The 25,926-nt window shown below is 67.7% G+C and carries 22 protein-coding genes; 9 read left to right on the top strand and 13 right to left on the bottom strand.

Annotated features, from left to right (window positions below; translation table 11 throughout):
• Positions 1-46: 46 nt before the first annotated feature.
• The gene (locus tag ORI27_RS04095; RefSeq protein WP_265995224.1) at positions 47-1,204 is read right to left on the bottom strand and encodes a hypothetical protein; all 1,158 of its coding nucleotides are present in this window, start codon (positions 1,202-1,204) and stop codon (positions 47-49) included.
• The gene (locus ORI27_RS04090; RefSeq protein WP_265995223.1) at positions 1,201-2,415 is read right to left on the bottom strand and encodes a sulfotransferase family protein; all 1,215 of its coding nucleotides are present in this window, start codon (positions 2,413-2,415) and stop codon (positions 1,201-1,203) included. Before ORI27_RS04090 ends, ORI27_RS04095 begins: the two co-directional genes overlap by 4 nt.
• Positions 2,416-2,525: 110 nt before the next feature.
• Here ORI27_RS04090 and ORI27_RS04085 point away from each other — a divergent pair, with 110 nt between their 5' ends.
• The gene (locus ORI27_RS04085; protein WP_265995222.1) at positions 2,526-3,125 is read left to right on the top strand and encodes a TetR/AcrR family transcriptional regulator; all 600 of its coding nucleotides are present in this window, start codon (positions 2,526-2,528) and stop codon (positions 3,123-3,125) included.
• An 8-nt stretch (positions 3,126-3,133) separates the two neighbouring features.
• On the top strand, positions 3,134-4,180 hold the full coding sequence (locus tag ORI27_RS04080) for a TIGR03617 family F420-dependent LLM class oxidoreductase (protein ID WP_265995262.1): 1,047 nt from the start codon (positions 3,134-3,136) through the stop codon (positions 4,178-4,180).
• Here ORI27_RS04080 and ORI27_RS04075 read toward each other — a convergent pair.
• The 3 genes from ORI27_RS04075 to ORI27_RS04065 form a co-directional block, all read right to left on the bottom strand.
• Entirely contained in the window at positions 4,147-5,433 is a 1,287-nt protein-coding gene (locus tag ORI27_RS04075; RefSeq protein ID WP_265995221.1) for a wax ester/triacylglycerol synthase domain-containing protein, read from the bottom strand. The two genes, ORI27_RS04080 and ORI27_RS04075, sit on opposite strands and share 34 nt — an antisense overlap.
• A 19-nt stretch (positions 5,434-5,452) precedes the next feature.
• On the bottom strand, positions 5,453-6,460 hold the full coding sequence (locus ORI27_RS04070) for a patatin-like phospholipase family protein (protein ID WP_265995220.1): 1,008 nt from the start codon (positions 6,458-6,460) through the stop codon (positions 5,453-5,455).
• Between the two features lie 95 nt (positions 6,461-6,555).
• Positions 6,556-6,768, bottom strand: coding sequence for a hypothetical protein (locus ORI27_RS04065; RefSeq protein WP_265995219.1), 213 nt, complete (start codon positions 6,766-6,768; stop codon positions 6,556-6,558).
• A 291-nt stretch (positions 6,769-7,059) separates the two neighbouring features.
• Here ORI27_RS04065 and ORI27_RS04060 point away from each other — a divergent pair, with 291 nt between their 5' ends.
• The 4 genes from ORI27_RS04060 to ORI27_RS04045 all read left to right on the top strand — a co-directional run bounded on the left by ORI27_RS04060 (position 7,060) and on the right by ORI27_RS04045 (position 11,698).
• Complete coding sequence (locus tag ORI27_RS04060) at positions 7,060-7,227, top strand: hypothetical protein (protein ID WP_265995218.1); 168 nt, start codon at positions 7,060-7,062, stop codon at positions 7,225-7,227.
• 78 nt (positions 7,228-7,305) lie between these two features.
• The gene (locus ORI27_RS04055) at positions 7,306-10,059 is read left to right on the top strand and encodes a helix-turn-helix transcriptional regulator (RefSeq protein ID WP_265995217.1); all 2,754 of its coding nucleotides are present in this window, start codon (positions 7,306-7,308) and stop codon (positions 10,057-10,059) included.
• Between the two features lie 53 nt (positions 10,060-10,112).
• Complete coding sequence (locus tag ORI27_RS04050; RefSeq protein WP_265995216.1) at positions 10,113-11,030, top strand: SDR family NAD(P)-dependent oxidoreductase; 918 nt, start codon at positions 10,113-10,115, stop codon at positions 11,028-11,030.
• Positions 11,027-11,698, top strand: coding sequence for a carboxymuconolactone decarboxylase family protein (locus ORI27_RS04045; RefSeq protein WP_265995215.1), 672 nt, complete (start codon positions 11,027-11,029; stop codon positions 11,696-11,698). Before ORI27_RS04050 ends, ORI27_RS04045 begins: the two co-directional genes overlap by 4 nt.
• Here ORI27_RS04045 and hrpA read toward each other — a convergent pair.
• Positions 11,688-15,644 (bottom strand): ATP-dependent RNA helicase HrpA, encoded by a 3,957-nt coding sequence (gene hrpA / locus ORI27_RS04040; protein WP_265995261.1) that lies wholly within the window; start codon positions 15,642-15,644, stop codon positions 11,688-11,690. The two genes, ORI27_RS04045 and hrpA, sit on opposite strands and share 11 nt — an antisense overlap.
• A gap of 77 nt (positions 15,645-15,721) precedes the next feature.
• On the opposite strand from hrpA, the gene ORI27_RS04035 reads away from it, so the two are divergent.
• Both ORI27_RS04035 and ORI27_RS04030 read left to right on the top strand, forming a co-directional pair.
• A complete protein-coding gene (locus ORI27_RS04035; RefSeq protein WP_265995214.1) occupies positions 15,722-15,850 on the top strand; it encodes a hypothetical protein in 129 nt (42 codons plus the stop codon).
• Positions 15,847-16,740, top strand: a complete 894-nt coding sequence (locus tag ORI27_RS04030) for an aminoglycoside phosphotransferase family protein (RefSeq protein WP_265995213.1) — start codon at positions 15,847-15,849, stop codon at positions 16,738-16,740. The genes ORI27_RS04035 and ORI27_RS04030 overlap by 4 nt, the downstream gene beginning before the upstream one ends.
• A 9-nt stretch (positions 16,741-16,749) precedes the next feature.
• Here the strand turns inward: ORI27_RS04030 and ORI27_RS04025 are convergent, their stop codons facing one another.
• From ORI27_RS04025 to ORI27_RS04010, 4 genes are all read right to left on the bottom strand, one after another.
• Positions 16,750-17,496 carry a hypothetical protein gene (locus tag ORI27_RS04025; protein ID WP_265995212.1) on the bottom strand — a complete coding sequence of 249 codons (747 nt, stop codon included), beginning with the start codon at positions 17,494-17,496 and terminating at the stop codon, positions 16,750-16,752.
• Positions 17,493-19,106, bottom strand: a complete 1,614-nt coding sequence (locus ORI27_RS04020) for a S53 family peptidase (protein ID WP_265995210.1) — start codon at positions 19,104-19,106, stop codon at positions 17,493-17,495. Before ORI27_RS04020 ends, ORI27_RS04025 begins: the two co-directional genes overlap by 4 nt.
• A gap of 239 nt (positions 19,107-19,345) precedes the next feature.
• A complete protein-coding gene (locus ORI27_RS04015) occupies positions 19,346-20,056 on the bottom strand; it encodes an Rv0518 family GDSL lipase (RefSeq protein WP_323055542.1) in 711 nt (236 codons plus the stop codon).
• A gap of 124 nt (positions 20,057-20,180) precedes the next feature.
• Positions 20,181-21,458 (bottom strand): acyltransferase family protein, encoded by a 1,278-nt coding sequence (locus ORI27_RS04010; protein ID WP_265995208.1) that lies wholly within the window; start codon positions 21,456-21,458, stop codon positions 20,181-20,183.
• Between the two features lie 238 nt (positions 21,459-21,696).
• On the opposite strand from ORI27_RS04010, the gene ORI27_RS04005 reads away from it, so the two are divergent.
• On the top strand, positions 21,697-23,082 hold the full coding sequence (locus ORI27_RS04005) for a WS/DGAT/MGAT family O-acyltransferase (protein WP_265995207.1): 1,386 nt from the start codon (positions 21,697-21,699) through the stop codon (positions 23,080-23,082).
• Positions 23,083-23,247: 165 nt separating this feature from the next.
• Here the strand turns inward: ORI27_RS04005 and ORI27_RS04000 are convergent, their stop codons facing one another.
• The 3 genes from ORI27_RS04000 to ORI27_RS03990 all read right to left on the bottom strand — a co-directional run bounded on the left by ORI27_RS04000 (position 23,248) and on the right by ORI27_RS03990 (position 25,865).
• Positions 23,248-23,529 carry a hypothetical protein gene (locus ORI27_RS04000; RefSeq protein WP_265995206.1) on the bottom strand — a complete coding sequence of 94 codons (282 nt, stop codon included), beginning with the start codon at positions 23,527-23,529 and terminating at the stop codon, positions 23,248-23,250.
• 100 nt (positions 23,530-23,629) lie between these two features.
• On the bottom strand, positions 23,630-24,103 hold the full coding sequence (locus ORI27_RS03995; protein WP_265995205.1) for a hypothetical protein: 474 nt from the start codon (positions 24,101-24,103) through the stop codon (positions 23,630-23,632).
• Positions 24,104-24,296: 193 nt separating this feature from the next.
• Positions 24,297-25,865 (bottom strand): PTS transporter subunit EIIC, encoded by a 1,569-nt coding sequence (locus ORI27_RS03990; protein WP_265995204.1) that lies wholly within the window; start codon positions 25,863-25,865, stop codon positions 24,297-24,299.
• Positions 25,866-25,926: the final 61 nt, after the last annotated feature.

The raw sequence follows: 25,926 nt of genomic DNA, 5'->3' as shown, positions 1-25,926 counted from the left end.
GGATGGTGCCGGTGGTCCTGAACGCCGCCACAGCCCAACGTCCGGATCAGGGTGTGTTGCGCTCGGCGAAATGCGTGTGCCGTTTCGCCAGTGCCTCGGCCCGCTCGGCGGGAGTGATGCGTTCGGACGGGTCGAAGTACTCATCGATCTCGCCGGTGCCGATGACGGTGACGACGGGGGTGGCCGGCTGGCTCGACGCACTGGCCCGCCAGGTCACCACGCCGCTCCGGTAGCCGCGGGCGTCGAGCCAGTTCGGTACACCGAAGTCGCTGGTGGACAGCAGCATCCGCACCCGCCCGTCGACAATCTGGGACTGGCCTAGATTGAGGCTGGTCTGCCTGGTCTCGATGTCAATCATCGCGCTCCACCGGTCGGTGAGACAGATTCCGGCATAGGGGCTGCCGTCGGGAATCTCGTAGTCGATCACCAACGCCTGGTCGTCGCCGAGCTCCCAGGCGATCGGCACGAACCAGGCGCCGGCCATCGCCGACGGAGGTTGCATGGGCGGGATGGCGAAATTCTTGGGAAGCGCGCCAAACACCCGGGACGGGATGTCCTTGACCCACATGGTGAACAGCTCCCGCGATTCGGTCAGGTGCGCGTCGAATGCGGCGATCGCAGCACCCAGTGGCCGGGGCTGCGCGGCAGCGACATCGCCGAGGCATTCGATGCGGATGACGCCCTTTCGTTCGCGGTCCCAGTCGCCGTAGGTCTGGTAGCAGCAGAACGATTCGGCCCCACGGGGTAGTTCGAACCAGTTGCGGCCCTGTTGTTCTCGGCTGAAGACCAGTTCAAAGGTGCCATCGGAGTCGACGTCGAGATCCTCGGCGAGGACCTTGACCGCGGTGCCCTGATCGTCCTTGCCGGTGTAGACGCCGAACGTGGTTTGCGACACCGATCCCAGGGTGCCGGATATCCGGTAGTCGTGGTTGTCGTCGATGCGCGCCGAAAGGTAGAGGGTGTCCGGATTGGAGTGGCCCCAATTCCACGGCGAGTACTGGGCATTGATCAGCGTGGGCCGGGCCGGGTCGCTGCTCAACACCAGTCCCATGTACTGGATGTGGCCGATCAGGCGGGCCAGTAGGGATCCCGCCGATCCGGCGTCCAGCTCGTCGTCGGCCAGCGCGAGTTCCAGTAGTTCGGTGTTGAGGTTGTTGAAGGCCCGCCAGGCCCTCCGGAGCTGATCACGGTCGTCGGTCGTCACGATCGGGTGTCCTCGATTCCGTAGAAATCTCGATAGAACTGCAGTCGCGGCCACAGGTCGTCGATGTCGAGCCCGTAGTCCTCCGCGCGATAGACATGCGGCTTGCGGGTGGCCAGCCCCCGTTCGTCGACGAAACGGCGCATCTTGACGCGGTTGCGCTCGGTCAGTTCGATCCCGAAGCGGGCGTAGATCTCCGAGACACACGACAGTGGATCGGTCACCATGCGCCGCATCGGGAAGTCGACGAACCGGTCGGCGAGATCGGCATACTGGCGGCGCAGTTCGACGTTGCGTTCGAGCATCCTGGTGGTCCGCCAGCGCATGAATCGACCGTGGTCATGCCAATCGGGGTGATCTTCGGCCATGTGGAAGACGGTGCCGGCCAGGCTGCACCCGGAGGCGACGATCTCGGTGGGTTCGCGGTAGGTGGTGACGAAGCGGGCATCGGGGAACACGGCCAGGATGTTGTGGATGTTCTCCATGTGTGGGGGCGTCTTGAGCAGCCAGCTCGTACTCGGACGCAGACCGCCGCTCTGCATGTACTGCAGCAGCAGTTTCTGTTCCTCGTACACCCACCGCAGGTCCTGTTCGGTGAGCCAGCGGGCGTAGCCCTGGCAGTTGAACATCACGTGGAAGGTGTCGCTGTGGAAGGCGTAGGCGTGCAACAGTGCGCATTCCTGCGCCTCCCACGCGCCGACCGGGTGGGCGGCGTCGAGGTTGGGCGCAAGCGCCATGGCGCGCCGAATCTGCGTCTCGCTGCGCTTGATCCGCGGGTCGCGGTCCATGGTGGCCGGGTCCAGCGGTGGGTGCAGTTCGTCGCATTCCCAGGTCAGCGGATACCGAAATCCGTTGTCCTGGCTGAGCAGGTGGTGGGTGACGGTGGTACCGGTACGGGGTGCCCCGATGATGAAGATCGGGCGCTCGATCTTCTCGTCGCGGATCTCCGGATGGGTGCGGACGTGCTCGGTGAACAGCAGCCGCTGACGAAGGAGGTTCGACAGGTGCGCGCCGGCCAGCACCCGGCCGAACCCGTTGAGGCGGTCCTCGTCTTCCAGCGAGGCGATCAGCCGGTCCAGCCCCGCCTCGAAGCGCGAATCGCCGAAGTCGGTCAGTCCGCCCGCGCCGCGGCTGGCACGGTCCATCAGCGCCGACTTCCGCAGCGGAAGCGGATGCCCGCCGATGCGCCGCGCGGCGCGAAAGGCGAGATTCATGGCCCGGATCGGAACGGGCCGAGGCGGTGTTTCGATGGCGATGTCGGCCACCTCCCGGCGCAGTAGGGCAGGTAGCCCCGAACGACGGATTACATTACGATCTTAACGTAATGGAGTCAACGAAGAAGCCGCGTACGAACCCGCGGCCGCTGGGACGGCCCAGGGACAGCCGCATCGACGACGCGATCCTGCGCGCCACCGTCGAGCTGCTCGACGAGATCGGCTATGCGCGGCTGACCATTCCGCTGGTCGCCGCCCGCGCCGGCGCCACCCCACCCGCGGTGTACCGGCGGTTTCCCACCAAAGTGGAACTCGTCTACGAAGCGGTGTTCCCGACTCCCCCCGGTGCCGAGCTGCCGTTGACCGGTGACGTCGAGTCGGGGATCCGCGGCCTGCTGCTGGCCAGCATCGATCTGTTCAGCAGTCCGGCCGTCCACACGGCGATGTCCGGGCTGATGGCCGAACTACCCGCCGAGCCGGGACTGTCGGCACGCCTGCTCGGGCGGCTACAGGGCAGCACCTACGTTCGGCTGCAGCAGTTCCTCGACGAGGCCGCCGCCGCGGGTCGCGCGGCCGCCGGAATCGATGCCCGCATCCTTCTGGACACGATCGGTGGCACGGTCATGATGGCATTGGCCAACGAGCGCAAACTCGACCAGCAATGGGTCGAGCAGACCACCGCGCTGATCGCCAACGGGCTGGCGCGATGAGCACCGCGATGCAGCTGGTCACCTCGGCACCCGCCACGATGGGCCCCGGTGAGATCGGTGTGTGGGCCGCCCGCGCCGAGCGCCTCGGCTTCGACGTCATCCACGTCTCGGAAACCATCCACGATCCCTTCACCGTCGCCGCCATGGCCCTGCAGCACACCGAGCGGGTGGTGGTGCGCACCAGCATGGCACTGGCCTTTCCGCGTAGCCCGATGATCACCGCGTACGCGGCCTGGGATCTCGCGAAGTTCTCCGGCGGCAGGTTCCAGCTTGGCATCGCCTCCCAGGTACGCGGCAACATCGTCGGAAGGTTCTCGGCGCAGTGGTCTGAACCGGTCGCCCGCCTGGCCGACTACATCCGCGCGCTGCGTGCCATCTTCACGTCCTTCCAGACCGGAGTGAAGCTGGATTACGTTGGGCCACATTACCGATTCGAGCGTCTGCAGCCGTATTTCAACCCCGGCCCGCTCGATCATCTCCCTCCGCAGATCTGGACCGGCGCGGTCAATACCCGGATGTGCGTCATGGCCGGTGAGCTCGCGGACGGTTTCGTCTGCCATCCGACCAACTCGCACCCCGTCGTCCTGACGGCCCGCACCTTGCCGGCACTCGCCGAGGGCGCGGCGCGCGCCGGCCGCGCCACGGGCCAGCCGGCGGTGGTGGCCAACCCCCATGTCATGGCGGCTGCTACCCGCGATGCCGTCGAAGCAGTGCGCGACCAGCGCCGCTCGGAGTTGGCCTTCCTCTACAGCACGCCGGCCTATCGGCGGCAGCTGGAGCACTTTGACCTGGCCGATGTCGGGGCCGCGCTCAGCGCGATGGCGCAGCGTTCCGAATGGGATGATCTGCCAAGCGTTCTCACCGACGAAGTGATGGATCGGCTGGTTCCACAGGGCACCTATGACGAGATTCCCGCGGTACTGGCGCAGTGGTACGCGGGACTGTGCAGCGGGATCAACCTCCCGGTGCCCGCCGACGACGCCGACGACGATCGGTTCGGTGCGCTCGTCGAGGCCTGCCGTCAGATTCCCGCGGCGCCCCGCAGCTCGTCGTAGGCGGCCTCCACACAGCCGGCCAGTGCGGCGATGTCGGGCAACGCGGTCGGATCGGTGCACAGCCCGATCCCGATATCGCCGGCGCACGAGATGGCCGAGATCCGCAGGGCATGGTGAGCGGCCGGCTCGGACGACGAGAACAGGTTCTGCACCCGCCGACCGGTGACCTGAACCGGATCACGGGGTCCGGGAACGTTCGAGATCGACAGGCTGAATTCGTGCGCACTGCCGGCTAGCCGTTGGGCCACCGCGCCAACCCTTTTGATGCATCCCAGGGCATGAAACAGGTCGTACATCTCGTCGGCGTCATCGAGTCGTTTACGTTCGCGCGTCTCGGCACTGATCTTGTCCAGCCGCCGCAGAGGATCGGAATCGGCCAGTGGCAGATCGATATTGAGGAATGAGTCCCGGTTGGCCAGATCACCGGCCGCCTCATCACGGTGGTGCAGACTCACCGGGATCTGCGCACGCAGGTTCCGCGCACCGGCCGCCCCCAACCAGCGGCGCAGCCCGCCGGTGATCACCGCGAGCAGAACGTCGTTGACGGTGGCGGCGGCGGGCCGGGATCCGCCGATCGCCTTGAACTCGGCCAGCGGGGCGACGGCAAATGCGAGCTCCCTGGCGATGGTGACGGGTCGGTCGAACGGCGAATAGTCATCCGGATGACCAAGCTCGCGCATCAGGGCCGCCGGCATCCGCCGGGCCTCCTCCAGCGGCGTCAACACGGTCGAATCATGTTGTCCTGGGCTCTTTTCCGATGCACTTGCCGCCTCCTGACGAGGACCAAAGAGCACCGAGTTCAGAAACCGTACTCCCGCGATACCATCGGCCATCGCATGGTGAATTCGCGCCGCAATGGCTTCCCGCCCATCGGCCAGCGGTCCGATGACATCAAAGGTCCACAACGGCCTGCTGCGGTCCAGGTGCTCCGACATCAGGGCGCTGACGATGCGCCACAGGTCGGTGGTGGAGGTGCAGCGGGCATCCACCCGTCGCCGGACGTGCTCTCGGATGTCGAAGTCGCCCGCCGGCACCCACCGCGGTTCGGGCCCCGAGGTGTCGACCCGGTGGGTGGCCCGCGGCTGGCTGGGCAGTCGCCGGACCACGGCGGAGCGCAATGCCTCGAGGTCGAGAGCTCCGGCGCCGGGCTCGAGTACCACCAGTTTCAGGGTGTGGCCGGTGATCGACGCGGATTCCAGGCCGAGGATGCGCGCATCGTCAGCAGACAGTCGGTCGGACTCGTCGGGCGCCACCCTTATGAGCCTAGGACGGTCAGCGGAACCGCTCGACGTATGCGCGTTCGTCCCAGGTCGACAGGAACGTGGTGGCCGCGTCGTAGCCTGCGGCGTAGAGGGCGTCGATCTGGCGGTGGGTGATGTCGAAATCCAGCACGCCGACGCTCGTCGAGTCCACCCGGATGGTTCTGGCGCTCACCCACGGCAGGTTCAGGTAGGCCTGGTCGCGGCCGACCAGGATGGTGATGATGACGTCTTCGAGCAGGCTGGGACCACCGAACAGGCGCAGCGGCGCCAGCGCCGGGATCACCTTGTCGTCGTTCTCGGGCAGGTCGGGCAACAGCGTCACCCCGAAGGTGGGCCACCGCGGTTGCTTGCCGTCGGGGCGGTCCAGCGAGTCGATCGGATAGTTCGACAGCAGCCCACCGTCGACGAGGGTCGACTCGCGTCCCGTCGCGCTGGTGAGGGTGACCGGCCGGAAGAAGAACGGGATCGACATCGAGGCGCGCACCGCGTCGGCGACGGGCTGTTCGTCGGGGTCCAGGCCGTAGAGGCGGCGGTAATCCCACGGCAACCGGACCAACTGGCCCGTGGTGACGTCGGCGGCGGTCACCACCAGGCGGTACCGCTGTTCCTCGGGCAGCTGGTCGTCGTCGAGCCGCAGGTCGCCGAAGGTGCTGACACCGAGGTCGAGCAGCTGGTCGGCGATGAACCGGTGCGCATAGTCGCCCTGGTAGATACCGGTGCCCTGCAGAATCGCCCAGGATGGACCCAACAGCGGGACACGTTCGAGCGGGCCGGGGTCCAGAAACTTGCGGTAGTCGATGCCGAGGGTGAGATCCCGGACCTCCTGCGGGGTCAGCTGGTCGTTCTTGGCGGCCGCGGCGACAATCGAGCCGACGATCGAGCCGGCCGAGGAGCCGGCGACCCGGTAGGCGCGGTAGCCGGCCTCCATCAGCTTGACCACGGCGCCGGCCAGCCCGATTCCCTTCACCCCTCCGCCGGCCAGCACCAGGTCGATGGGTTTGGTCACCGGTGTCGGCATGGCCTCATGCTAGGAGCCGAAACTGACACACATGGCACTCCGGGGAGAAGCGATGCTTCTCCCCGGAGTGCTTCTTGGGGGGTCTCTGTGGGGGTCTATCCAGCGTGGTTCCACTGGTGATGGTGGTGCTCGATCGAGCCCGGTACGGGCTGGTTGTACTGGCCGGGGAAGGTCTGGTGGTGGGTGGGCTGGCTCAGGTTCGAACCGTTGTCGAACGAGCCGCTCTCGGCCCAGGCATCGGTGGCGGAACCAAAGGCGAACAGTGCGGAGCCGGCGGCCAGTGCGCTGCCTGCGGCCAGTCTCTTCATCCAGGTCATGGTGGTCATGAGAGATCGCGTCCTCTTCGTTGTGGCCGACTTGCTTTGGTGTCGGCCCTCGTGTTTCGCCAGTGCCTCAACGCTCTCGCGTTCCGGCGGCGTTGTCTGTCGGGCGGCCGGTGGATCGTCGGGTGGAACCCGATGTCCCCGATCGGTGGATATGACTCAATTCCTGCCAACCGGCGATCATCTGCTGCCAGCGGAATTACGGCGCCCCCTGGCGGCGTTGGGTCAGTCAGCGGCACGGAAATCCATTCCGGCCGTTGAGGAAGAGGGATAGACATGAAGAAGTACGCACTCAGCACCGCGATCGCGGGCGCCTTGACCGCCGCCGTTCTCGGCCTCGCCGCGCCCGCGCAGGCCGACCTCGGTCACAACGACTGGGTCAACAACATCGGCCCGTCGGCGACCGCGCCGCACGTGGACACGACTGTGCACGGAAGCCGTTGATCGTCAACGGACTACCCAAGCGGGGCACCCTCAAGGGGTGCCCCGCTTGCGTTTCAGCTTTGGCGCGCACCTGCCCCGATGAACTACGTTCGACACGTGCTGCACGGGCGAGCAGACGAAGTGGCCGTCATACACCGGCTGCTCACCGAGGCTCGCGCCGGTCACAGCGCGCTGCTGGTGGTGCAGGGCGAGGCCGGCAGCGGCAAGACCGCACTGCTGGATCACATTGCCGCCGACGCCGCGGACTTCACGGTGTTGCGGTGCGCCGGAGTCGAATCGGAGGCCAACCTTCCGTTCGCGGCCCTGCACTCACTCCTGCATGACTTCTCCGATCGCCTCGACATATTGCCGAGCCCGCAGAAAGCCGCCTTGCACGCTGCCTTCGGGTTGGCCGACGCACCCGGGGTGGACCGCTTTCTGGCCGGTCTGGCGACGCTGACGTTGCTGTCCGAAGTAGCGAGCCACCGCCCGCTGTTGTGCTTGATCGACGACGCCCAGTGGCTGGACCGCGAGTCGTTGGACGCCCTGCTGTTCGCCGGCCGGCGCCTCGGCGCCGAAGGCCTGGTGCTGCTGGTCGCGGCTCGCGACGACCTGGCGGTCGACCTCACCGGCGCACACCTGCTCCCGCTGGCGGGTCTGGATGCCTCGGCGGCCGGTGCACTGCTGGCCGAATCCGCCCCCGGGCTGGCACCCGCCGTTCGGGACCGTCTCATCGAGGAAACCGGCGGCAACCCGCTGGCGCTGATCGAACTCGCTGCGGTGGTCTCCGACACCGCAGCCCGGGACGCCGCGACACCGACGGTGGCCGCCGGCATGTCACCAGCCGGCCGGCGGGTACTCGACGCATTCGGCGCACAACTCGACCGGCTGACGTCCGCGAATCGCCAGGCGCTGCTGATCGCGGCTGCCGAGGACACCGGCGATCTCGGCGTGATCTCCGCCGCGATGCATCAGATGGGCCTGGAGTTGGCCGACTTCGAATCGGCGGAGCGGGCGGCGCTGGTCCGGGTGTCCACCGACACAGTTGTGTTCCGCCACCCGCTGATTCGCTCCGCGGTCTATCGGAGCGCGACGATCGCCGAACGCAACGCCGTCCACCGCGCACTCGCGGCCTCCTCGTCATCACCGGAAAACACCGACCGCAGGGCCTGGCATCTCGCCGCGGCAGCCGTCGGCCATGACGAAGTGGCGGCGGCCGAGTTGGAGGCCGCGGCGTTGCGGGCCGATCGCCGCGGCGGGTACGCCGCGAGCGCGGCCGCCCACGAGCGGGCCGCCTACCTCACCGCCGACCCGGTGGCCCGCGGTCAACGATTCGCCGCCGCCGCGCACAGTGCCCGCGAGTCCGGCCAGCTCGACCGGGCTGAGGAGTTGGCCCAGCGCGCCGCCGAGCTGGTGACCGATGCGGCGACCTTGGCCCGACTGGCCCGGGTCCGCGCCCGCGTTCAGTTCGAACGGGGCACCCCCCGGCACGCGTCGGAGATGCTCATCGACGGGGCGGCATCGATCTGGCAGAGCAGTCCGGAGGACGCCTGCGGGATGCTCATCGAGGCGGTGCGGATGGCTTACTTCGCCGACGAGGCGCCCGACCTGGCGCGGGCCGTGGCGATGATCGACGCGATGCCACTGCCGGCCGACCATTGGCTGCGCCCGATGCTGGCGGCGACCGTCACACTGGCCAAAATGCAGTCCCGATCGGCGGAACAGATCCCGCCGTTGGGACCGGTGGTGCGGGCGATTCGTCCCGGACTTCCGGGTGCCACGGTGGGCAACCTACCCGGCCACAGTGTCTTTCTCCGGATGGTGATCGGCGACGCCTACGAGGCGCTGGCACAGAGCGACCGGATGCTCGGCGAGGCGCGCGAGCGCGGCATGATCGGCGGTCTGCCCCACATTCTGCTCACCCAGGCTCAGGCCGCGCTGGCGACCGGACGCCTGAACGACGCGTTGCAGGCCGCCGAAGAGGGCATCCGCATCGCCCAGGACACCGAGCAGGAGCACTCAGCGGCCAACCTGTGCGGTGTGCTGGCACTCATCACCGCGACGACCGGAGATGAGCGGCGCTGTGCCGCACTAGCCGAGCAGGCGATGTCTATTGGTGCTCAACGACATTCCGCCAACGTCGGGACGGCGGCGCTGGCCCTGACCGTGCTGGATCTCGGCTATGGCCGGTATCAGGCCGCGTTGGCACGGTTGGAGGCGCTGCCCACCCGGCTGCGGCAACATCCGGCCTTCGCGGGGCAGGCCGCACCGGAATGGGTGGAGGCGGCCGCACGCAGCGGGCAACCGCAGCGGGCCGCGGTAGCCCTGGCGGTCGCCGAGGCCGCGGCAACCGACCCGGACAACCCGGTGGCGCGGGCCAACCTGCTGCGCTGCCGCGCGTTGCTGGCGTCCGACGACGATGCCGAATCCCACTTCCAGGCCGCACTGCGGCTGCACCGCGAGATCAATCAGCCGCTATCCAGGGCACGAACCGAACTCCTCTACGGCGAGTGGCTGCGCAGGATCCGGCGTCGCTCCGAGGCTCGCCCACCGCTGCGCTCCGCGCTTCGCGAGTTCGAACTGATCGGCGCGCGGTCATGGGCCGAGCGCGCACGCACCGAGTTACGGGCGGCCGGCGAACGTGTCGCCGCCGGGCTGCCCGACGGTGACGACGCCGGCCTGACACCCCAGGAGCTCCAGGTGGTTCGGCTGGCCGCCGCCGGCCTGAGCAATCGAGACATCGGTGCCCGGCTGTTCTTGAGTCCCCGGACCGTCGGATATCACCTGTACAAGGCCTTTCCCAAACTGGGCGTGGCCGGACGACACGAACTGACCGGCCTGAAACTGCCCTGAATCCAGTCATGTGACAGATGCGCCCGGTGCGGGGCGACCGCCATCGTGGAGCCATGAGCTGTGAATACAAACATGTCGTCGTGACCGGGGCGTCATCGGGTATCGGCCGCGCCACCGCCCTGCAGCTGGCCGCTGACGGATGGCACGTGTACGCCGGCGTCCGCCGGACCGAGGACGGCGAGTCGTTGCGCGCTGACGCCGGGCCGGCCTCGAGCACCGCGATCACGCCGCTGATGCTGGACATCACCAAGGGTGATCAGATCACCGCCGCGGTCGATACCGTCGCCGAGCATGTCGGAGCCGCCGGACTCGACGGGCTGGTCGACAACGCCGGGATCGGCGTGGCCTGGCCCATGGAACTCCTGCCGCTCGACGACCTTCGCCGGCAGTTCGAAGTCAATGTGATCGGGCAGGTCGCCGTCACGCAGGGCTTCCTCCCGCTGCTGCGCCGGGCCGTCGGTCGCATCGTGGTGATCAGCTCCATCGGCGACCTGGTCACCCCGCCGTTCGGCGGCCCGCTCGCCGCGTCGAAGTCCGCGGTCAGGTCGCTCGCCGATGGATTCCGGCAAGAGCTCGCGCCGTGGGGAATCCGGGTGGTGATCATCAAACCGGCGAGCATCCACACCGACGGTGTCGACAAACTGGAAAGCGATGCGGCCAAGGTGACCTCGCAGTTCTCCGCCGAGGGCGCCGCACTCTATCGGGACGCGTACACGTCGATGATCTCCGCGGCACTGGCCAACGAACGGCGGGGCAGCGCGCCGTCGGTGGTGGCAGCGGTGGTGGCCAAGGCGCTGACCAAGCGGCGACCGCGCGGCACCTACCTGGTCGGCAAGGACGCCCTCGTGCTGGCCGGTCTGGCCCGGCTGCTGCCGACCCCCGCCTTCGACGCGGTGCGGCGCAAGGTGTTTCAGCTGCCGCCGCCCCGCTCCCAGATGTCGGAAACCGCACACACGAAGGTGGGACGATGAAGCTGGTCAATCAAAGCCAAGTAGAAGCTCTGGACCCGGCCTTCGGCCGGATGGCCGCACAGATGGGCCAGCACGCATGGTCGTTACCGCAGTTGACCATGCGCGAGAAGACCTTCGTGTTCCTGGCCGCCGATCTGTGCACCGCCAACATCGGCTTCCCACTCCTCACCCATGCCCAAACCGCCGTTGCGAACGGTGTTTCGATCGCCGAGTGCATCGCCGCCGTTCGCCATCTCGCCGCCTACGCGGGATACCCGACGGCCGCGGTGGCGCTGCAACAACTGCAGCAGTTGCAGCCCGGCCCCCCGCCCGATCCGCAAAAAACCGAAGCCCAGCCGCTGCCCGACGATGTCCGTGCCGAACTGGCCGAACTGGATCCCGACTTCGCCGCCTTCTATGCCGAGCAGTTCGACCAACGGTGGAGCAACGGCGATCTTTCGCCGCGCGAACGGGCACTGGCCTGCATCGCCGTCGATGTGCTCAATCAGACACTCGATGAATCCTTGTCATTGCACGTCGATTTGGCGACCACATCCGGTGCGGGCACCGAACAGATCCACGCGGTGCTGCTGCTGGCGGCCGAATACGGAGCGGACAAGGTCTGGCGAGCCCTGCGGGTGTTGCGCGGCCGCGGCAGCCCGGCAGACCGCAATACCGTCAGTCCATGACGGCGTCGATCGCCCGGTAGATCCGCTGCTCGCTGACCGGCCGCGGGGTACCCAGCTGTTGAGCCCACAGGCTCACCCTCAATTCCTGGATCTGCCAGGCGATATCGCGAACATCGGCCGCTGCGGCACGCGTCGGCGACAGGGCTTGCAGAAGCTCGGAGTACGCCGCCTCGACGACATGCACCCGCTGCATCCGGTCACGGTCGGCCTGCGGGGCCTGCGGCAGCCGGTCGAGTCGACGGACGATCGCGGTCAGGTAGCGGGTCAGGTCGGCCAGGCGGGCCGCACCGGCAGCGGTGACGAACCGGTCGGCGACCAATCCTTCCAGCTGCGTACGGATATCGGCGACGGCGTCGGCCTGTGCCGGCGACGGCGTGTCCGGTAGGGCCAGCTGTACGCTCTGCCAGGCCGAGAGCACTTTCTGTACCCGTCCGACGATGTCGGTGGTGGTTGACGGCAGCGCCGCCGCCACCCGGTCACGCAGCGCAGTGAATTCGGCTCTGGTCCATACCGGCTGGGCGGCCAAGACGTCGACGGCAGCGTCGGCGCAGTCGTCGAGCAGCGCGGCCAGCGAGCCGTCGGGGTTGGACCCCAGGACCAGGCGGGTGCGCGGATCGAGGGCCTTCTCCAGCGATTTGACCGGCGAGGGCACCGCCAACCGCAACAGCCGCCGGATTCCGGCTTTCATCGCCGCGTCGCGTTCGGCAGCGGTGGCGAACACCCGGACGTCCACGCCCGGGCCGGCGTCCACCAGAGCCGGGTAGCCGCGCACGATGTGGCCCCCTACCGTGCGCTCGACGCTGACCGGCAGCCGGTCGAGATCATCGGGCCACCCGCGAAGTCCGGTTCGTTCCAGGTCACTGGCAACCGCGTCGGCCACCGCCTTGCGGGCCGACCCGGCGAGGCGACGCTGCAGCACCTCGAGATCCTTGCCCCGAGCGACCTCGCTGCCATCGGCGGCTTCGACGGCGAAGGTCACCCGCAGATGGGCCGGCAGCTTGTCCAAGTCGAACGCGGTGATCGGCACCAGAATGCCGGTTCGCCGGTGCAGTTCACGCTGTAGTGCCTCCAGGAGCGGCTCGCGGCCCGCCTCGCTGCCCATTCCCGGGTCGCTTCGCTCCTGCCCTCCGATACCGGCGAGCACCGCCCGTGCGGTGTCTGGTGCCGGAACGAAGTTGCGCCGCAGGTCTTTCGGCAGGGACCGGATCAGTGCCGTCACCAATTCCTCGCGCAACGCCGGTACCTGCCAGCCGAACTCGTCGCCGCCCAGCCTGGCCAGCACTTCCACCGGGATGTGCACCGTCACCCCGTCGTCGGATGCACCGGGTTCGAACCGGTAGGTCAGCGGCAGAGACAGGTCCCCGGCCTGCCAGCTGTCGGGCCGTTCGGCGGAGGCGTCATCAACGCGCAGCAGATCGTCGCGGGTGAACGTCAGCAGTTCCGGGGTTCGATGGCGCTGCTTTTTCCACCACCCGTCGAAGTGCCGACCGGAGACGACCTGCGGTGGAATCCGGCCGTCGTACCACGCATAGATCTCGTCGTCACCCACCAGCAGGTCGCGGCGGCGGGCCCGCTCCTCCAGTTCGGCCAGCTCCGTTCGCAATCTCGCGTTGTCGGCGAAGAAGTGATGGCGGGTGTGCCACTCCCCCTGCACCAACGCGTGGCGGATGAACAGCTCCCGGGAGACCACCGGGTCGATGGCGGCGTAGCCCACCCGCCGGCGCGCCACCAGAGCGAGCCCGTAAAGCGTCACCCGCTCGAACGCCATCACCGCGCCGCGTCTGGCATCCCAGTGTGGCTCACTGTAACTGCGCTGCACCAGATGTCCGGCCACCCGCTCGACCACCTCGGGTTCGATCCGGGCGGCGATGCGCCCGTACAGCCGGCTGGTCTCCACCAGGTCGGCCACCACGACCCAGCGCGGCGGCCGTTTGGTCAGCACCGATCCCGGAGCGATGACGAATCTGGAGTTGCGCGCACCGGTGTACTCCCGCGAATCCCCCTCGCGCAGACCGATATGCGACAGCAGGCCGGCGATCAACGCAGCATGCACCCGAGCCGGGTCGGCCGGTTCGGGATCGTCGGATTCCCGTATCCCGATGTCGCGGGCAATGCTGCGCAGTTGACCGGTGAGGTCCTGCCATTCCCGGATCCGCAGGTAGTGCAGGAAATCCTCGCGACACATTCTGCGGAATGCATTGCCGGATCGTACTTTCCGTTCCTCACGCAGATAGCGCCACAGGTTGAGGAACGACACGAAGTCCGAATGCTCGTCGGCGAACCGGGCGTGTTTCTGCCGGGCCGCCTCCTCGCGGTCGCGGGGCCGCTCCCGGGGGTCGGGAATCGACAACGCGGCCGCCAGCACCAGCACCTCACGGACACAACCCTCGGTGTCGGCCTGCAGGATCATCCGGCCCAGCCGGGGATCGAGTGGCAACTGCGCAAGCCGGCGACCGAGATCGGTGATGACACCGGCAGAGTCGAACGCGCCGAGTTCCTGCAGCAGCGCGACGCCGTCGCGGATGCTGCGGCGTTCGGGTGGATCGAGGAACGGAAAGCTCTCGATGTCGCCGAGGTGAAGCGCCGCCATCTGCAGGATCACCGCGGCCAGATTGGTGCGCAGGATCTCCGGATCGGTATAGCGCGGGCGCGCCGAGAAGTCCTCCTCGGAGTACAGCCGGATACAGACTCCGGGAGCGGTACGCCCGGACCTGCCGGCCCGCTGCGCGGCCGAGGCCTGCGAGATGGGTTCGATCGGCAGTCGCTGGACCTTGGTGCGCCGGCTGTAGCGGGAGATGCGGGCCGTTCCCGGGTCGACGACATAGCGGATACCCGGCACGGTCAGCGACGTCTCGGCCACATTGGTGGCCAACACAACTCGCCTGCCGGCACGCGAGGGCGCAAACACCCGTTGCTGCTCGGCGGTGGGCAGTCGGGCGTACAGCGGGAGCACCTCGGTGTTCTTCAAATCCCGCAAAGCCTCTGCCGTGTCCCGGATCTCACGCTCCCCGGACAGGAACACCAGCACGTCGCCGGGCGGTTCGGCCTCCAGTTCGCGGACCGCGTCGACGATGGCCTCGGTCTGATCCCGGATCTCGGTGCGCACGATCTCGTGGTCGGGATCGTCCGGGTCGTCGAGATCGTCGGCGACCACCGGCACCTCCAGGGGCCGGTACCGGATCTCCACCGGGTAGGTGCGTCCCGACACCTCCACGATCGGCGCACCGCCGAAGTGCGCGGCGAACCGCTGCGGTTCGATCGTCGCAGAGGTCACGATGACCTTGAGATCCGGCCGCCGAGGCAGCAATTCGCGAAGATAGCCCAGCAGGAAGTCGATGTTGAGGCTGCGTTCGTGGGCTTCGTCGAGGATCAGCGTGTCGTAGCGCAGCAGCCGCCGGTCGCGCTGGATCTCGGCGAGCAGGATGCCGTCGGTCATCAGCTTGACCAGTGTGCGGTCGCTGGCCTGGTCGGTGAATCGCACCGTGTAGCCGATCGTTTCACCCAACGGGCTGCCCAGTTCGTCGGCGATGCGCTGGGCCACCGTTCGTGCCGCCAGTCGTCGCGGCTGGGTGTGGCCGATGGTCCCGCGCACCCCGCGGCCGAGTTCGAGGCAGATCTTGGGCAGCTGGGTGGTCTTGCCCGAGCCGGTCTCGCCGGCGACAACGACCACCTGGTTCTCGGTGACGGCTTTGGCGATCTCGGCGCGACGGTCGCTGACCGGTAGGTCGGGGTAGGTGATCGCCGGTACCGCGCTGACTCGGGTGGCGATCAGGGCCTCGGCGGCGGTGAACTGATCGGCGATCTGGTTCAGCGTCTGCGCCGAGACGTCACCGCGCAGCGATTTCAGCCGCCGACCGAGCCGCGCGGCGTCACGGATCGTCAGTCCGTCGAGGCGGGCACGCAACTGGCGCACCTGGTCGGCGGACGCTTCGGACACCGGGGTCAGAGTAGCGGCAACGCCGCGGCGGCCAGCCTAGGCGGCTTGGCTACTTAACAGCGACACGGTGCGTAGGCTCGATGGCGATGACCATCTGGATCGTCGTCGGTCTGCTGCTGGTCGGCCTCGGAATCGTGGCCAGCCAGCTGTTTCGGCTGAAGGATTGGCTGAACAAGCCGCCGCCCAGCGAGCACCCCGACGAACCCGACACGTGACCGACCTGCCCGCCGGGGTGCGGGCGATGGCCGGCCGTGGGCTCGGGTGGGCGGCGTGGGTCGAGTCGCTGCCCGCAATGGCCCGCGACATCCTCGCCGAGTGGCAGCTTCGGCCCGACGGCCCGGCCACTGGAGGTTACTGCTCGCTGGTGTTGCCGGTCCGCACGTCGGACCGCGCCGCGGCGGTGCTCAAACTCACCTTTCCCGACGAGGAGTCCGAACACGAACACCTGGCGCTGCGGCGTTGGGGCGGCGACGGTGCGGTCCGCTTGTTGCGCGCCGACCCCCGCCGCCGGGCACTGCTCCTGGAGCGGCTCGGCGCCGATGACCTGACCCGGCTCACCGACGTCGAGGCCTGTCATGTCGTCGCCGGCCTGTACCGGCACCTTCACGTCCCGGCGTTGCCGCAACTGTGGACGCTGGCGTCCCTGATCGGCGGGTGGACCACCGACCTGGCCGCGCTGCCGCGCAGCGCCCCGATCCCGCACCGGCTGGTGGAACAGGCGCTGAGCCTGTGCACGCAGCTCGCGACCGATACCGCGAGCTCCGCGCGGGTCATCCACGGCGATCTGCACTACCAGAACGTGCTGGCCGGTCGACGGCAGCCCTGGCTGGTGATCGACCCCAAACCGATCAACGGTGACCCGCACTACGAGATTGCCCCGATGTTGTGGAACCGCATCGACGAGATGTCCGGCGATATCCGGGTCGGGGTGCGCCGGCGGTTTTACACGCTGGTCGACGCCGCCGGGTTCGACGAGGACCGGGCGCGAGCCTGGGTGGTGGTGCGGATGGTGCTCAATGCGATGTGGGCGGTGCGAGACGCCGGCCAGGCGAGCCCCGGTTGGCTGACCACCTGTATCGCGGTCGCCAAAGCCGTTCAGGATTGACCGTTTTCATCAACGGGGCGGGTCGCCGCGCCACATGAAGCTGTTGACGTACTTACCCATGTCCTTGGCGATGTCGAGGTTCGCCGGCGACGGCGGCCCCGGTCCGTCGTCGGGGCCGAACTGATGGAACGGCCCGACCGCACCGGCGACGAGCGCCAGGTCGTTCTTCACCGCGACGACGATGACGATCCGCAGATGCTCGGCGCCGGTCGCGGTCCCCTTCGGCCAGTCGTCGGCGACCTCGCCGTAGCCGGGTTGGTACCCCAGGATCGCGTTGGGTAACTCGTAGGACTTCACGGCGTCGGGGTACACCTGGTTCAGCAGGTCGTCGGCCACCTGGCGGGCTTGGCGTCCCTGGGCCGGCTCACTGAACAATCGCAACGTCCCACCGTCACCAACGGTCAACTCGGCGCGCACCCCGTTGGGTTCGATGGTGACGTCGTAGGCGGTTCCGGGTGCCGGGTAGGACACCGAGAACGCTCCATCGGGCGCGAAGAAACGCGGATTGGTCGCCACCGGCAGTCCCGTCGGCGGACGGCCACAGTCGGGCGGGCAGTGATAGGTGGTGCCCGGCGGGGTGATCTGCGTTGCGAGGACGCTCACGCCCATCATGGCGGCCACCAGAACGACCACCCAGATCCCGATGGTGACGAAGTATCCAGGGCCGCGCTCTTTACGCGCACGGTACCTGCGGCCGGGTACCGCGTAGCCCTCGAACGAGTTTGGACTGTCCGGCCCGGCAACGGTCTCGGTCATCGGCGCAACGACTTCAGCACGAGGACGGCCTTCATCAGGTTGTCGACGTTGGGGGTTCCCAGTCCGGTGATCATGTCGTAGCCGGGCACGACGGGCGTCACCGCGTTGGCGCCGAGGTAGATGTCACGGAAGGCCGGCACCTGGGACCCGTTGGCGATCTCGTACAACAGCGGGTTGAGATCACCGAGCTGCGCCAGCCCGCGCGCGGTGAGGAACTGGTTCATCACCGCGGCCAGCCCGGCCCAGATCGGCGCCGCCTGCGAGGTGCCGCCGCCGATCCGGATCTGGCCGTCGAACACGAACTTGACTCCGGTGAACGGGTCGGCCACCGCGGCGATATCGGGGACCAGCCGCTTGTCCCGTGGGCCGGAACGCTGGCCGGCCTCCTGCCACGACGGGCGGGCGAACAGGACGGAGGCGCCGCCGCCGCTGCCCTGGGTGAGGGGAACGTCGTACCAGCCTTGTTCAGCCAGCCACCGCCCGTGGGCGTCGGTGGAGAGCGTGGTCCCGCCGACGCCGGTCACCTCCGGGAGCGACGCCAGCACGTCGACGCCGAAGTCGTCGGGGCTCGGCGGATCCGACCAGTCGTGTCCGCCTTTGCATTCCAGTCCGGCCAGATCACCGCTGGCGACGAAGGCCGTCGTGCCGTTGCGGTGGGCCCGGGCCAGCGCCGAGCGCACCGGCGCCAGATCCGCGCGGGTGAGCAGGCGATCGCAGCCCCATCCGATCGAGAAGCTCCACACCGCCCCGGGGTAGCGGGCGTCGACGTCCTCCATCAGCTTGCCGAGCTTCACATACGGCCCATCACCTTCGGCGGTGGGCCGGGCGTTGACCAGAACGATCTTGGCCGACGGCGCGATCGCGTGAACCAACTCCACGTCCATGGTCGCTTCCCCGCGCCGCTGGGCGGGCATCGTGCCCATCACTTCCAGATTGATTTTCGGCAGCGTGAACCAATCGGAGAATTTGTCCAGGTCGCGCTGGTCCACACCGTCGAAGGTGAACACCGCGACCGTCTGCCCACTTCCGATGTACCCGGCGGAAGACAGCGGGTTGACGTTATAGGCGCTGAGCAGTTCGGTCGGAATCAGCCCCCCGTTGGGGACGTCGAGCGGCGGGCTCGGCGGCGTGCCTTCGTGATACGGCGTGTATCCGAGTATCCGGCCCAACTCAGAGACCTCGAGCTCCAGCTGCTGTGGCACGGCGGGCTGTTGCCGGGAAGCGTAGAAGACGCGTCCGTTGGTGCGGCGATAGTCGTGCACGGCGACGTCGAGGGCGCGGGCCACCGCATCAGCCGCGCCCTCCAGGACCGCCCACGCATCACCGTCACGCCATCGCACCGTCAGGCCGTGGGAGCCCGCCCATGTGCGCAGGGCCGCCGGTTCGGCAGGTTCTCGCAACTCGGCAGTCAGCTGGACACGTTCGGCACGAGCCGGCCCAAGGTCGACGGCCTGGGCCAGTAGCCGGGCAAATGGGCCAGGGATCAGGTTGTACGGCTGTGCCGGTGTCGGCCGGTCCGCGGTGAATATCGACATGGCCACGACCAGCGTCACCAGGAGCGATGTCAGCCGCAAGCCCCGGCGACGCCGTAGCTCCATGCGTCTGCCCATCAGCTAATCGGTCTATCACGACGAGGCGGCGAACGCGATGCCGAGGTCCGAAACGTTCCCATACTGATGCCCCGCCCACCGCCAGTGCCGGGTGCCAGGGACTGTGGACACCGTGGGGTGGCGGTCAGCGCTGCGAGACCGGGGGCGCGTTCGGGTTAAATACCCCGCAGCAGTGCTACCAGGTGGATTCGAACAACCTCGGCAACAGCCAGCCGTGGATCGCGCCCTGAGCTGCCCGCTCACAGCGGGATGGCCAGCTGACTGCGGATCAGCGGCGCGATTTTCTGGGCCAGGTAGGCATGGCCGGCATCGGTGGGATGAACGCCGTCCGCGCCGATGAGTTCGGGATGCCCGACGAACCACCCCTCGGCGAGTGGGTCGATGAAGATCGCGCCCGCAGCCTTGGCCTGCGCGCGCAGGTCGTCGCGGAGCGTCAGGACGACCGGCGGTGGGTCGGCTGTCGGCCAGGGCGGGCCGATCACCAGGAACTTGGCCGTCGGTGCCACCCGGCGGGCGATCTGGAATGTCTGGCCGACGAGGGCCGGATACCTGTGCAGGTCGACAGGCTGGTCGTTGCGTGACCCGAAGAACACGACGAGCACGTCGTCGTGGTTGACGGCCCTCGCGGTGAGGTCCTCGAACAGGCTGCCGTGGTTGCCTCTGATCCCGTAGCCGGCCCCGCCCTCGGCGGCCACATCGGCGTCGATCCTGGCACCCTGGCTGGCCAACAGCAGCCAGGCCTGCGATGTCCACGACTTCGCCCCGAGTCCGCCTTCGTCGGTGCCGGTCGTGTACGAGTCGCCGATCACCGCGACACGGTTGAACTGCGAGCCGCGGCCGGCCAGGTCATAGCGCAGCGGTGGTTGTGAAAAGCCGAGAATCCCGGCGAGCACCACGACAGCCGTCACCGCGACTGATGCGACGCGGGTAAGTCGTTCCCTGCGGGTCAATGACACCTCACTGAAAATCGTGCCCGACCCAGGCAGCCTACTGCCCACACGTTCGGGCTGCCCACCGACCCACCGCTGCTAGTCACGGAAGGTGTTGTCGCACAGCAAGGCTGGGCTCGACACTTTATCCGGCCCGAGCCGGGTTCTGCGGCGGACGGGCGTCGCGGGCGTGGTCGATGGAGGCCAGCCTGCCCCCCTCGGCCCCGGGCAGACCGATGTGCTTGTCGTGCTGGACGTCGCGGAAATCGATCATTCTGCGCATCCAGCGCCGGGCCGGTTCCTCGACCGTGTGGAACAGCAGCATCGCGAAGGCGATCGCGGCGGCGATCAGTCCCACGACGATCAGCTTCTGGACCGCCTTGGGCAGGTCGATGTGGTACTCCTGCACCGCCCAGTTCCACGACGTGTGCACGATCTCGTGGACCATGTACAGACTGAACGAGATCTGTCCGCCGTAGACCAACAGCCGGGTGGACAGCAGCGCCGGCAGGCTGCCCACGCCGATCGCCAACGCGACCACCAGCGGCATGAACAACAGGTCGACCACCCCGCCGGGGTCGACCATCCCGGCGACCGGGTTGGCGTCGTAGTAGTAGAGGATGCCGACGATCGCGGCGACCAGCAGTATCGAGGTGTAGCCGGCGACATGCTGCGCGCGGTGGCCGAGGTGCAGCCGCCGCACCGCCGCGCAGGCCAGCGCGCCGGCCACGAACTGGGCGACGATGCGCGGCAACCAACTCCACGGTGTGTAGAAGTGACCGCTGGCCAGCAACAGGACCGTCGGCGGCAGGGCGGCGACAAACGCCAGCAGCAACAGGGTGCGCGCCCGCGTCACCCGCGCCATCCGGAAGATCACCAGAATGATCGCGCCGAACAGCAGGTACGCCAGCCATTCCGCGCTGATCGACCAGGCGGGCCCGTCCCAGCTGGTGCCGTCGAAGAACGGTTCGAACCACAGCTGAACCATGAAGAGTTGGCGCACATAACTGATCGCGGTGAGCTCGGAGACATCCGGGGACGGCACGGTGCCGACGTGCAGCGTGAAAATGATCCACAGCGCCGCGATGTGCATCGTCACCAGGTACACCGGCCATACCCGGGACAGCCGCAGCCACAGGAAGTGCAGGGTGGCCCGGCCCGACCAATGCGATCCCATCCGGTCGAGATAATTCCAGGTCAGCACGAAGCCGCTGAGGATGAAGAACAGGTCCACACCTTGGGCTCCGGCGTTGAAGAGCGGAGCCAGATCGTCCTTCAAGCGCGGGGAGGCTTCCCAGATCAGCGGGCGGAAGTGGAAGAGCACCACCCACATGGCGGCGACGATGCGAAGACCGGTAAGAGCCTTGATCTCTCCGGTTCGCACGACACCCATTCCCAATTGTTGCTTGCTTTTCGACGTCATCTCGTCAGGCGGGCCGGACCCTGCGTCCCCGGGATTTCGGCACCGACGACCCTGGCAGCGTATCAGCGCGGTGACCGCCAACCCGGTTGCGCAATGCTGTGCGATCGCTGGACGTCGGGCCCGATGGTTTGCCTGGCCGTGATTGCGGCAACACCGGGGCGCATGGGCATCCGATGCAGCACCGCCGCCGCAACGCGAATCCGCGAAGTAGTCAACACGATCGCTCTACGCTGACGGCATGCGGCGCCTTTCCGGTCTCGACGCGGCGTTCTGGTGGGCGGATACCCATACGTGCCCGATGCATATCGGTGCGCTGGGAATCTGTGACCCCACCGGAGCTCCGGGCTTCGGCTTCGAGGCGGTACGCGAACTGATCGCCGCACGGTTGCCCGAGCTGCCGATCCTGCGTCATCGCATCGCCGGCGCCCGCCACGGCCTGGATCGCCCCTGGCTCGTCGAAGACGATCGGCTGGACATCGACTACCACATCCGGCACATCGCGGTGCCCGCGCCCGGCGGACAATCCGAGCTCGAGGAGCTGATCGGGCGGCTGATGTCCTACCCGCTCGACCGCAACCGCCCGCTGTGGGAACTGTGGTTCGTCGAAGGCCTGGCGAACGGTCGCATCGCCTACCTGACCAAGATTCACCACGCCGTCATCGACGGGGTGTCGGGGGCCGGGCTGAGTTCGATCCTGCTCGACGTCACCGAAGCACCCCGACCGCCGACCGCCGAGGCAACCGACACCGGCGCGCGCTTGCCCGGCATCGAGCGACGCGCCCTGGGTGCGTTGTTCAACATCGCGGTGATGACCCCCTACCGGGTGCTGCGGGTGGTGCAGCAGACGGTGACCCAGCAGCTGGCCGCCCGGACGGTGGCCAACAAGCCACCCAATTTCTTCGAGGCGCCGGCCACCCGGTTCAACACGCAGCTCACCATGCAGCGGCGGGTTTCCTACACCAGCTTGTCGCTCGACCGGGTCAAGGCCGTCAAACAGGCATTTGACGTCAAAGTCAATGACGTTGTGCTGGCTCTCATTTCGGGTGCTTTGCGGGAGTATCTGCAGGCCCGGGGCGAGCTGCCGGACCGGCCGCTGGTCGCCCAGGTGCCGGTGTCCACGCACACCGAGGCATCCACCGGCGCGAACCAGATGACGTCGACGACCGTGCGCCTGGCCACCGATATCGCCGACTCCGCAGAACGACTCGCGACGATCTACGAAAGCTCCAAGGGCGCCAAGGAGATGGCCAGGACACTGTCGGACCATCAGCTCGTCGGGCTGACCGAGACCACACCGCCGGGGTTGTTGGGGCTGGCGGTCCGGGCGTACTCCGCGGCCCATCTGGGTGACCGGGTCGTTCCCATCAACCTGGTGGTCTCCAATGTGCCGGGACCGGATTTTCCGCTGTACCTGGCAGGTGCCCGGGTCGAGACGCTGGTGCCCATCGGACCGCTGATGCTCGACGTCGGCTTGAACATCACCTGTCTGAGTTATTGCGGGTCACTGGATTTCGGGGTATCGACGACACCGGAGATCGCCGGCGACATCGATGACTTCACCGCCGCGCTGCAACCCGCCCTCGAACAGCTTGAGGCGGCGGCCAGGCGGCTGCCGGTGCACTGAATCCATCCCCGGGTCGCGTCGCTCCTGCCCGCCGGAACCCGATCCCCGAGTCGCTTCGCTCCTGCCCGCCGGAACCCCATCCCCGGGTCGCTTCGCTCCTGCCCGCCGGAACCCCATCCCCGGGTCGCTTCGCTCCTGCCCGCCGGAACCCGATCCCCGAGTCGCCTACCCGGCGTTCTGCGCCATGCCCCAGCACGTGACCGCGTGGTTCCAGTTGCACGGCACGCCGTTCATCGAGGGAATCTGATTGGGCTGGAAGTTCGTCGTGACATCCGACGGGCCGATGGCCTGGGGGAGCTGGCCGCCGGACTGTCCGGCGGTGCACACCCCGGGGAATCGGGTCGGCACCGTCCCGGCGGGGCAGTCGGCCGACGCGGGCGCGGCGAAAGCCACGGAGCCGAGGGCGAGCGAGACCACACCCGCTGCGATGAGAATCCGTTGTTTCACAGTCCGTGCTTTCCGCCTCGACGAATCACTCCCGACCCGCCATCACCTAACCACGTTATCGACGTGAGGGCTACCGACGTTAGCCCGATCGCCGCGCTGGTCAGGGGCTGAGCAATCCGGTCTGTGGCAGCGTGACCGATGGCAGCGACGGCACCGCCGTGCCGCTCAGGGTGTTGAGGGTGCCCGAAGCCTGATTGGCGGTGCTCAGCAATTGGACAAGCGGCGCGAAGTTGCCGTTGGCGAGTTCGGTCATCACCGCGGGGCATTGCGACTTGATGGCTTGCTCCGCCACGAAGCCGGTGACTTGGGAGGCCAGTCCGCCGTGGCCACTGGCCGTCGTCGCGTTGGACACCAGGTTGCCGCCGGGCTTGACGATCAGCGGGCAGATCTGTTGTCCGATCTGCTCGATCAACTGCGTGATGGGGCCGTTGTTTCCAATACCCACCGCGTTGAGAACACTGCTGTACGCCGGGTCGGTCGGGTCGGCGCCGGCCGAGGCGGGCCAGACGGCGGTGGCGGCGACCACCCCCGCCGACACGGCAACGAACTGGGCACTGAATCTTCGAACGGTCATCTCGTCCCTACCCCGGCTGGTTCGGCTCGACGCTGGAATGGCTCGACACCACGAGCCACAAATGTCACTTCGGTAACAATGGGCTACCTGGGTCACGGCAAGAACACGGGCCGATAAAGGTTCGACGCCTATGCGTTTCCTCTGCGCGATCTGTGCACCCCGGGTGCGACACTCCCGGGCTTCGGCGGCAGGACTAGAGGGCGTCGGTGATTTCGTTCTTGAGGGCTTCGGCCTGGGTGCCGAACACCGCCTGAACACTGGTGCCGAACTTGATGACGCCGGCCGCGCCCAGCAGGCGCAATCGGCCTTCGTCAACCTTGCCGGTGTCGACCACCTCCATGCGCAGGCGGGTGATGCACGCATCGACGCTCCGCAGATTCTCCCGGCCGCCGAACGCCGCGATGAGCTGCTCGGCCATGCTGTCGACCGCGGCGGGGGCGGTCGATACGGCACCGCCGACGTCGACGGCAGTGGCGGATTCCGCGCCCTCGCTGAGGTTGGCCCGCTCCTCGGCGTCGAATTCCGCGTCCGGCTCGCGACCGGGAGTGCGCATGTTCCACCGCGTGATGACGAACCGGAACAGCAAGTAATACACCACGAAGAAGACCAGCCCCATGACGATGAGCAGCGGGATGTTCTTGGCGGCGGGCGCGGTGCCGTACAGCAGCAGATCGATCAAGCCCGCCGAGAACGAGAACCCGAGATGGATGTCCAGCAGGTAGGCGATTGCCAGCGACAGGCCGGTCAGCAGGGCATGCACGATGTAGAGCGGGAACGCCACGAACATGAAGGCGAACTCCAGCGGCTCGGTCACGCCGGTGAGGAACGCGGTCAGCGCGGCTGCCGACAGGATGCCGATCGCGACCTTGCGTTGCTTCTTGTTCGCAACGTGGATCATCGCCAGGGCGGCGCCGGGCAGACCGAACATCAGGATCGGGTAGAAACCAGACGTGAGTAGACCCGCGCTTGGGTCACCGGCCGCGAATCGACTCAATTCTCCGGTGACGACATGGCCGTCCCCGGTCGGGTAACTGCCGTAGATGAACCACACATAGGAGTTGACGATGTGGTGCAGGCCCAGTGGTATCAGCATGCGATTGGCGAAGCCGTAGACGAACGCGCCGAGCGCGCCCGCGCCCCCGATGAAGTGGCCCAGTCCGGTGAGCCCGGCATCGAAGACCGGGTAGAAGTAGCTCATCGCGAACGCGACGACCAATGTCACCAGCGACACGATGATCGGCACGAAGCGCCGGCCGCCGAAGAATCCGAGGTAGGGCGGCAGGGTGATGGTGTGGTAGCGGTCGAACAGCCAAGCGGTCAGCAGGCCGACCACGATCCCGCCGAACACGCTGTAGTTGATCTGCGCCTGTTCGCCGGCTTTGTCGAGTTGGCCGGCGAGGACGAACGGCGACATCGTCTTGAACACCGCCTGCATCACCAGGTATCCGACGACGGCCGACAGCGCCGTCGAACCGTCGGCCTTGCGGGCGAAGCCGATCGCGACGCCGACGGCGAACAGCAGCGGCAGATTGGTGAACAGTGCCCCGCCCGCGGCGCTCATCGCCTGGAAGAACGGTCCGATCACCGGTGCCTTGATTCGGCCCAGCAGGTCGTCTTGGCCCAGGCGCAGCAGAATGCCCGCCGCGGGCAGGACGGCGATCGGCAGCATCAGGCTCTTGCCGAGTCGTTGCAGTTGCGCGAAGCCCGGAATGTGTCGCACCGACTTTTGCTGTGCCCCTGAGTCTTTGGTGGGTTCGCTCATGACCGGCCGGCCTCCCTTTGTCGCAGCACAGGCGAAGCTTAGACAAAGCCGCGCGCACGGG

The organism is Mycobacterium pinniadriaticum, from assembly GCF_026242045.1.
Taxonomy (GTDB): Bacteria; Actinomycetota; Actinomycetes; order Mycobacteriales; family Mycobacteriaceae; genus Mycobacterium; species Mycobacterium pinniadriaticum.
This window is presented reverse-complemented; position numbering and strand designations above follow the sequence as displayed.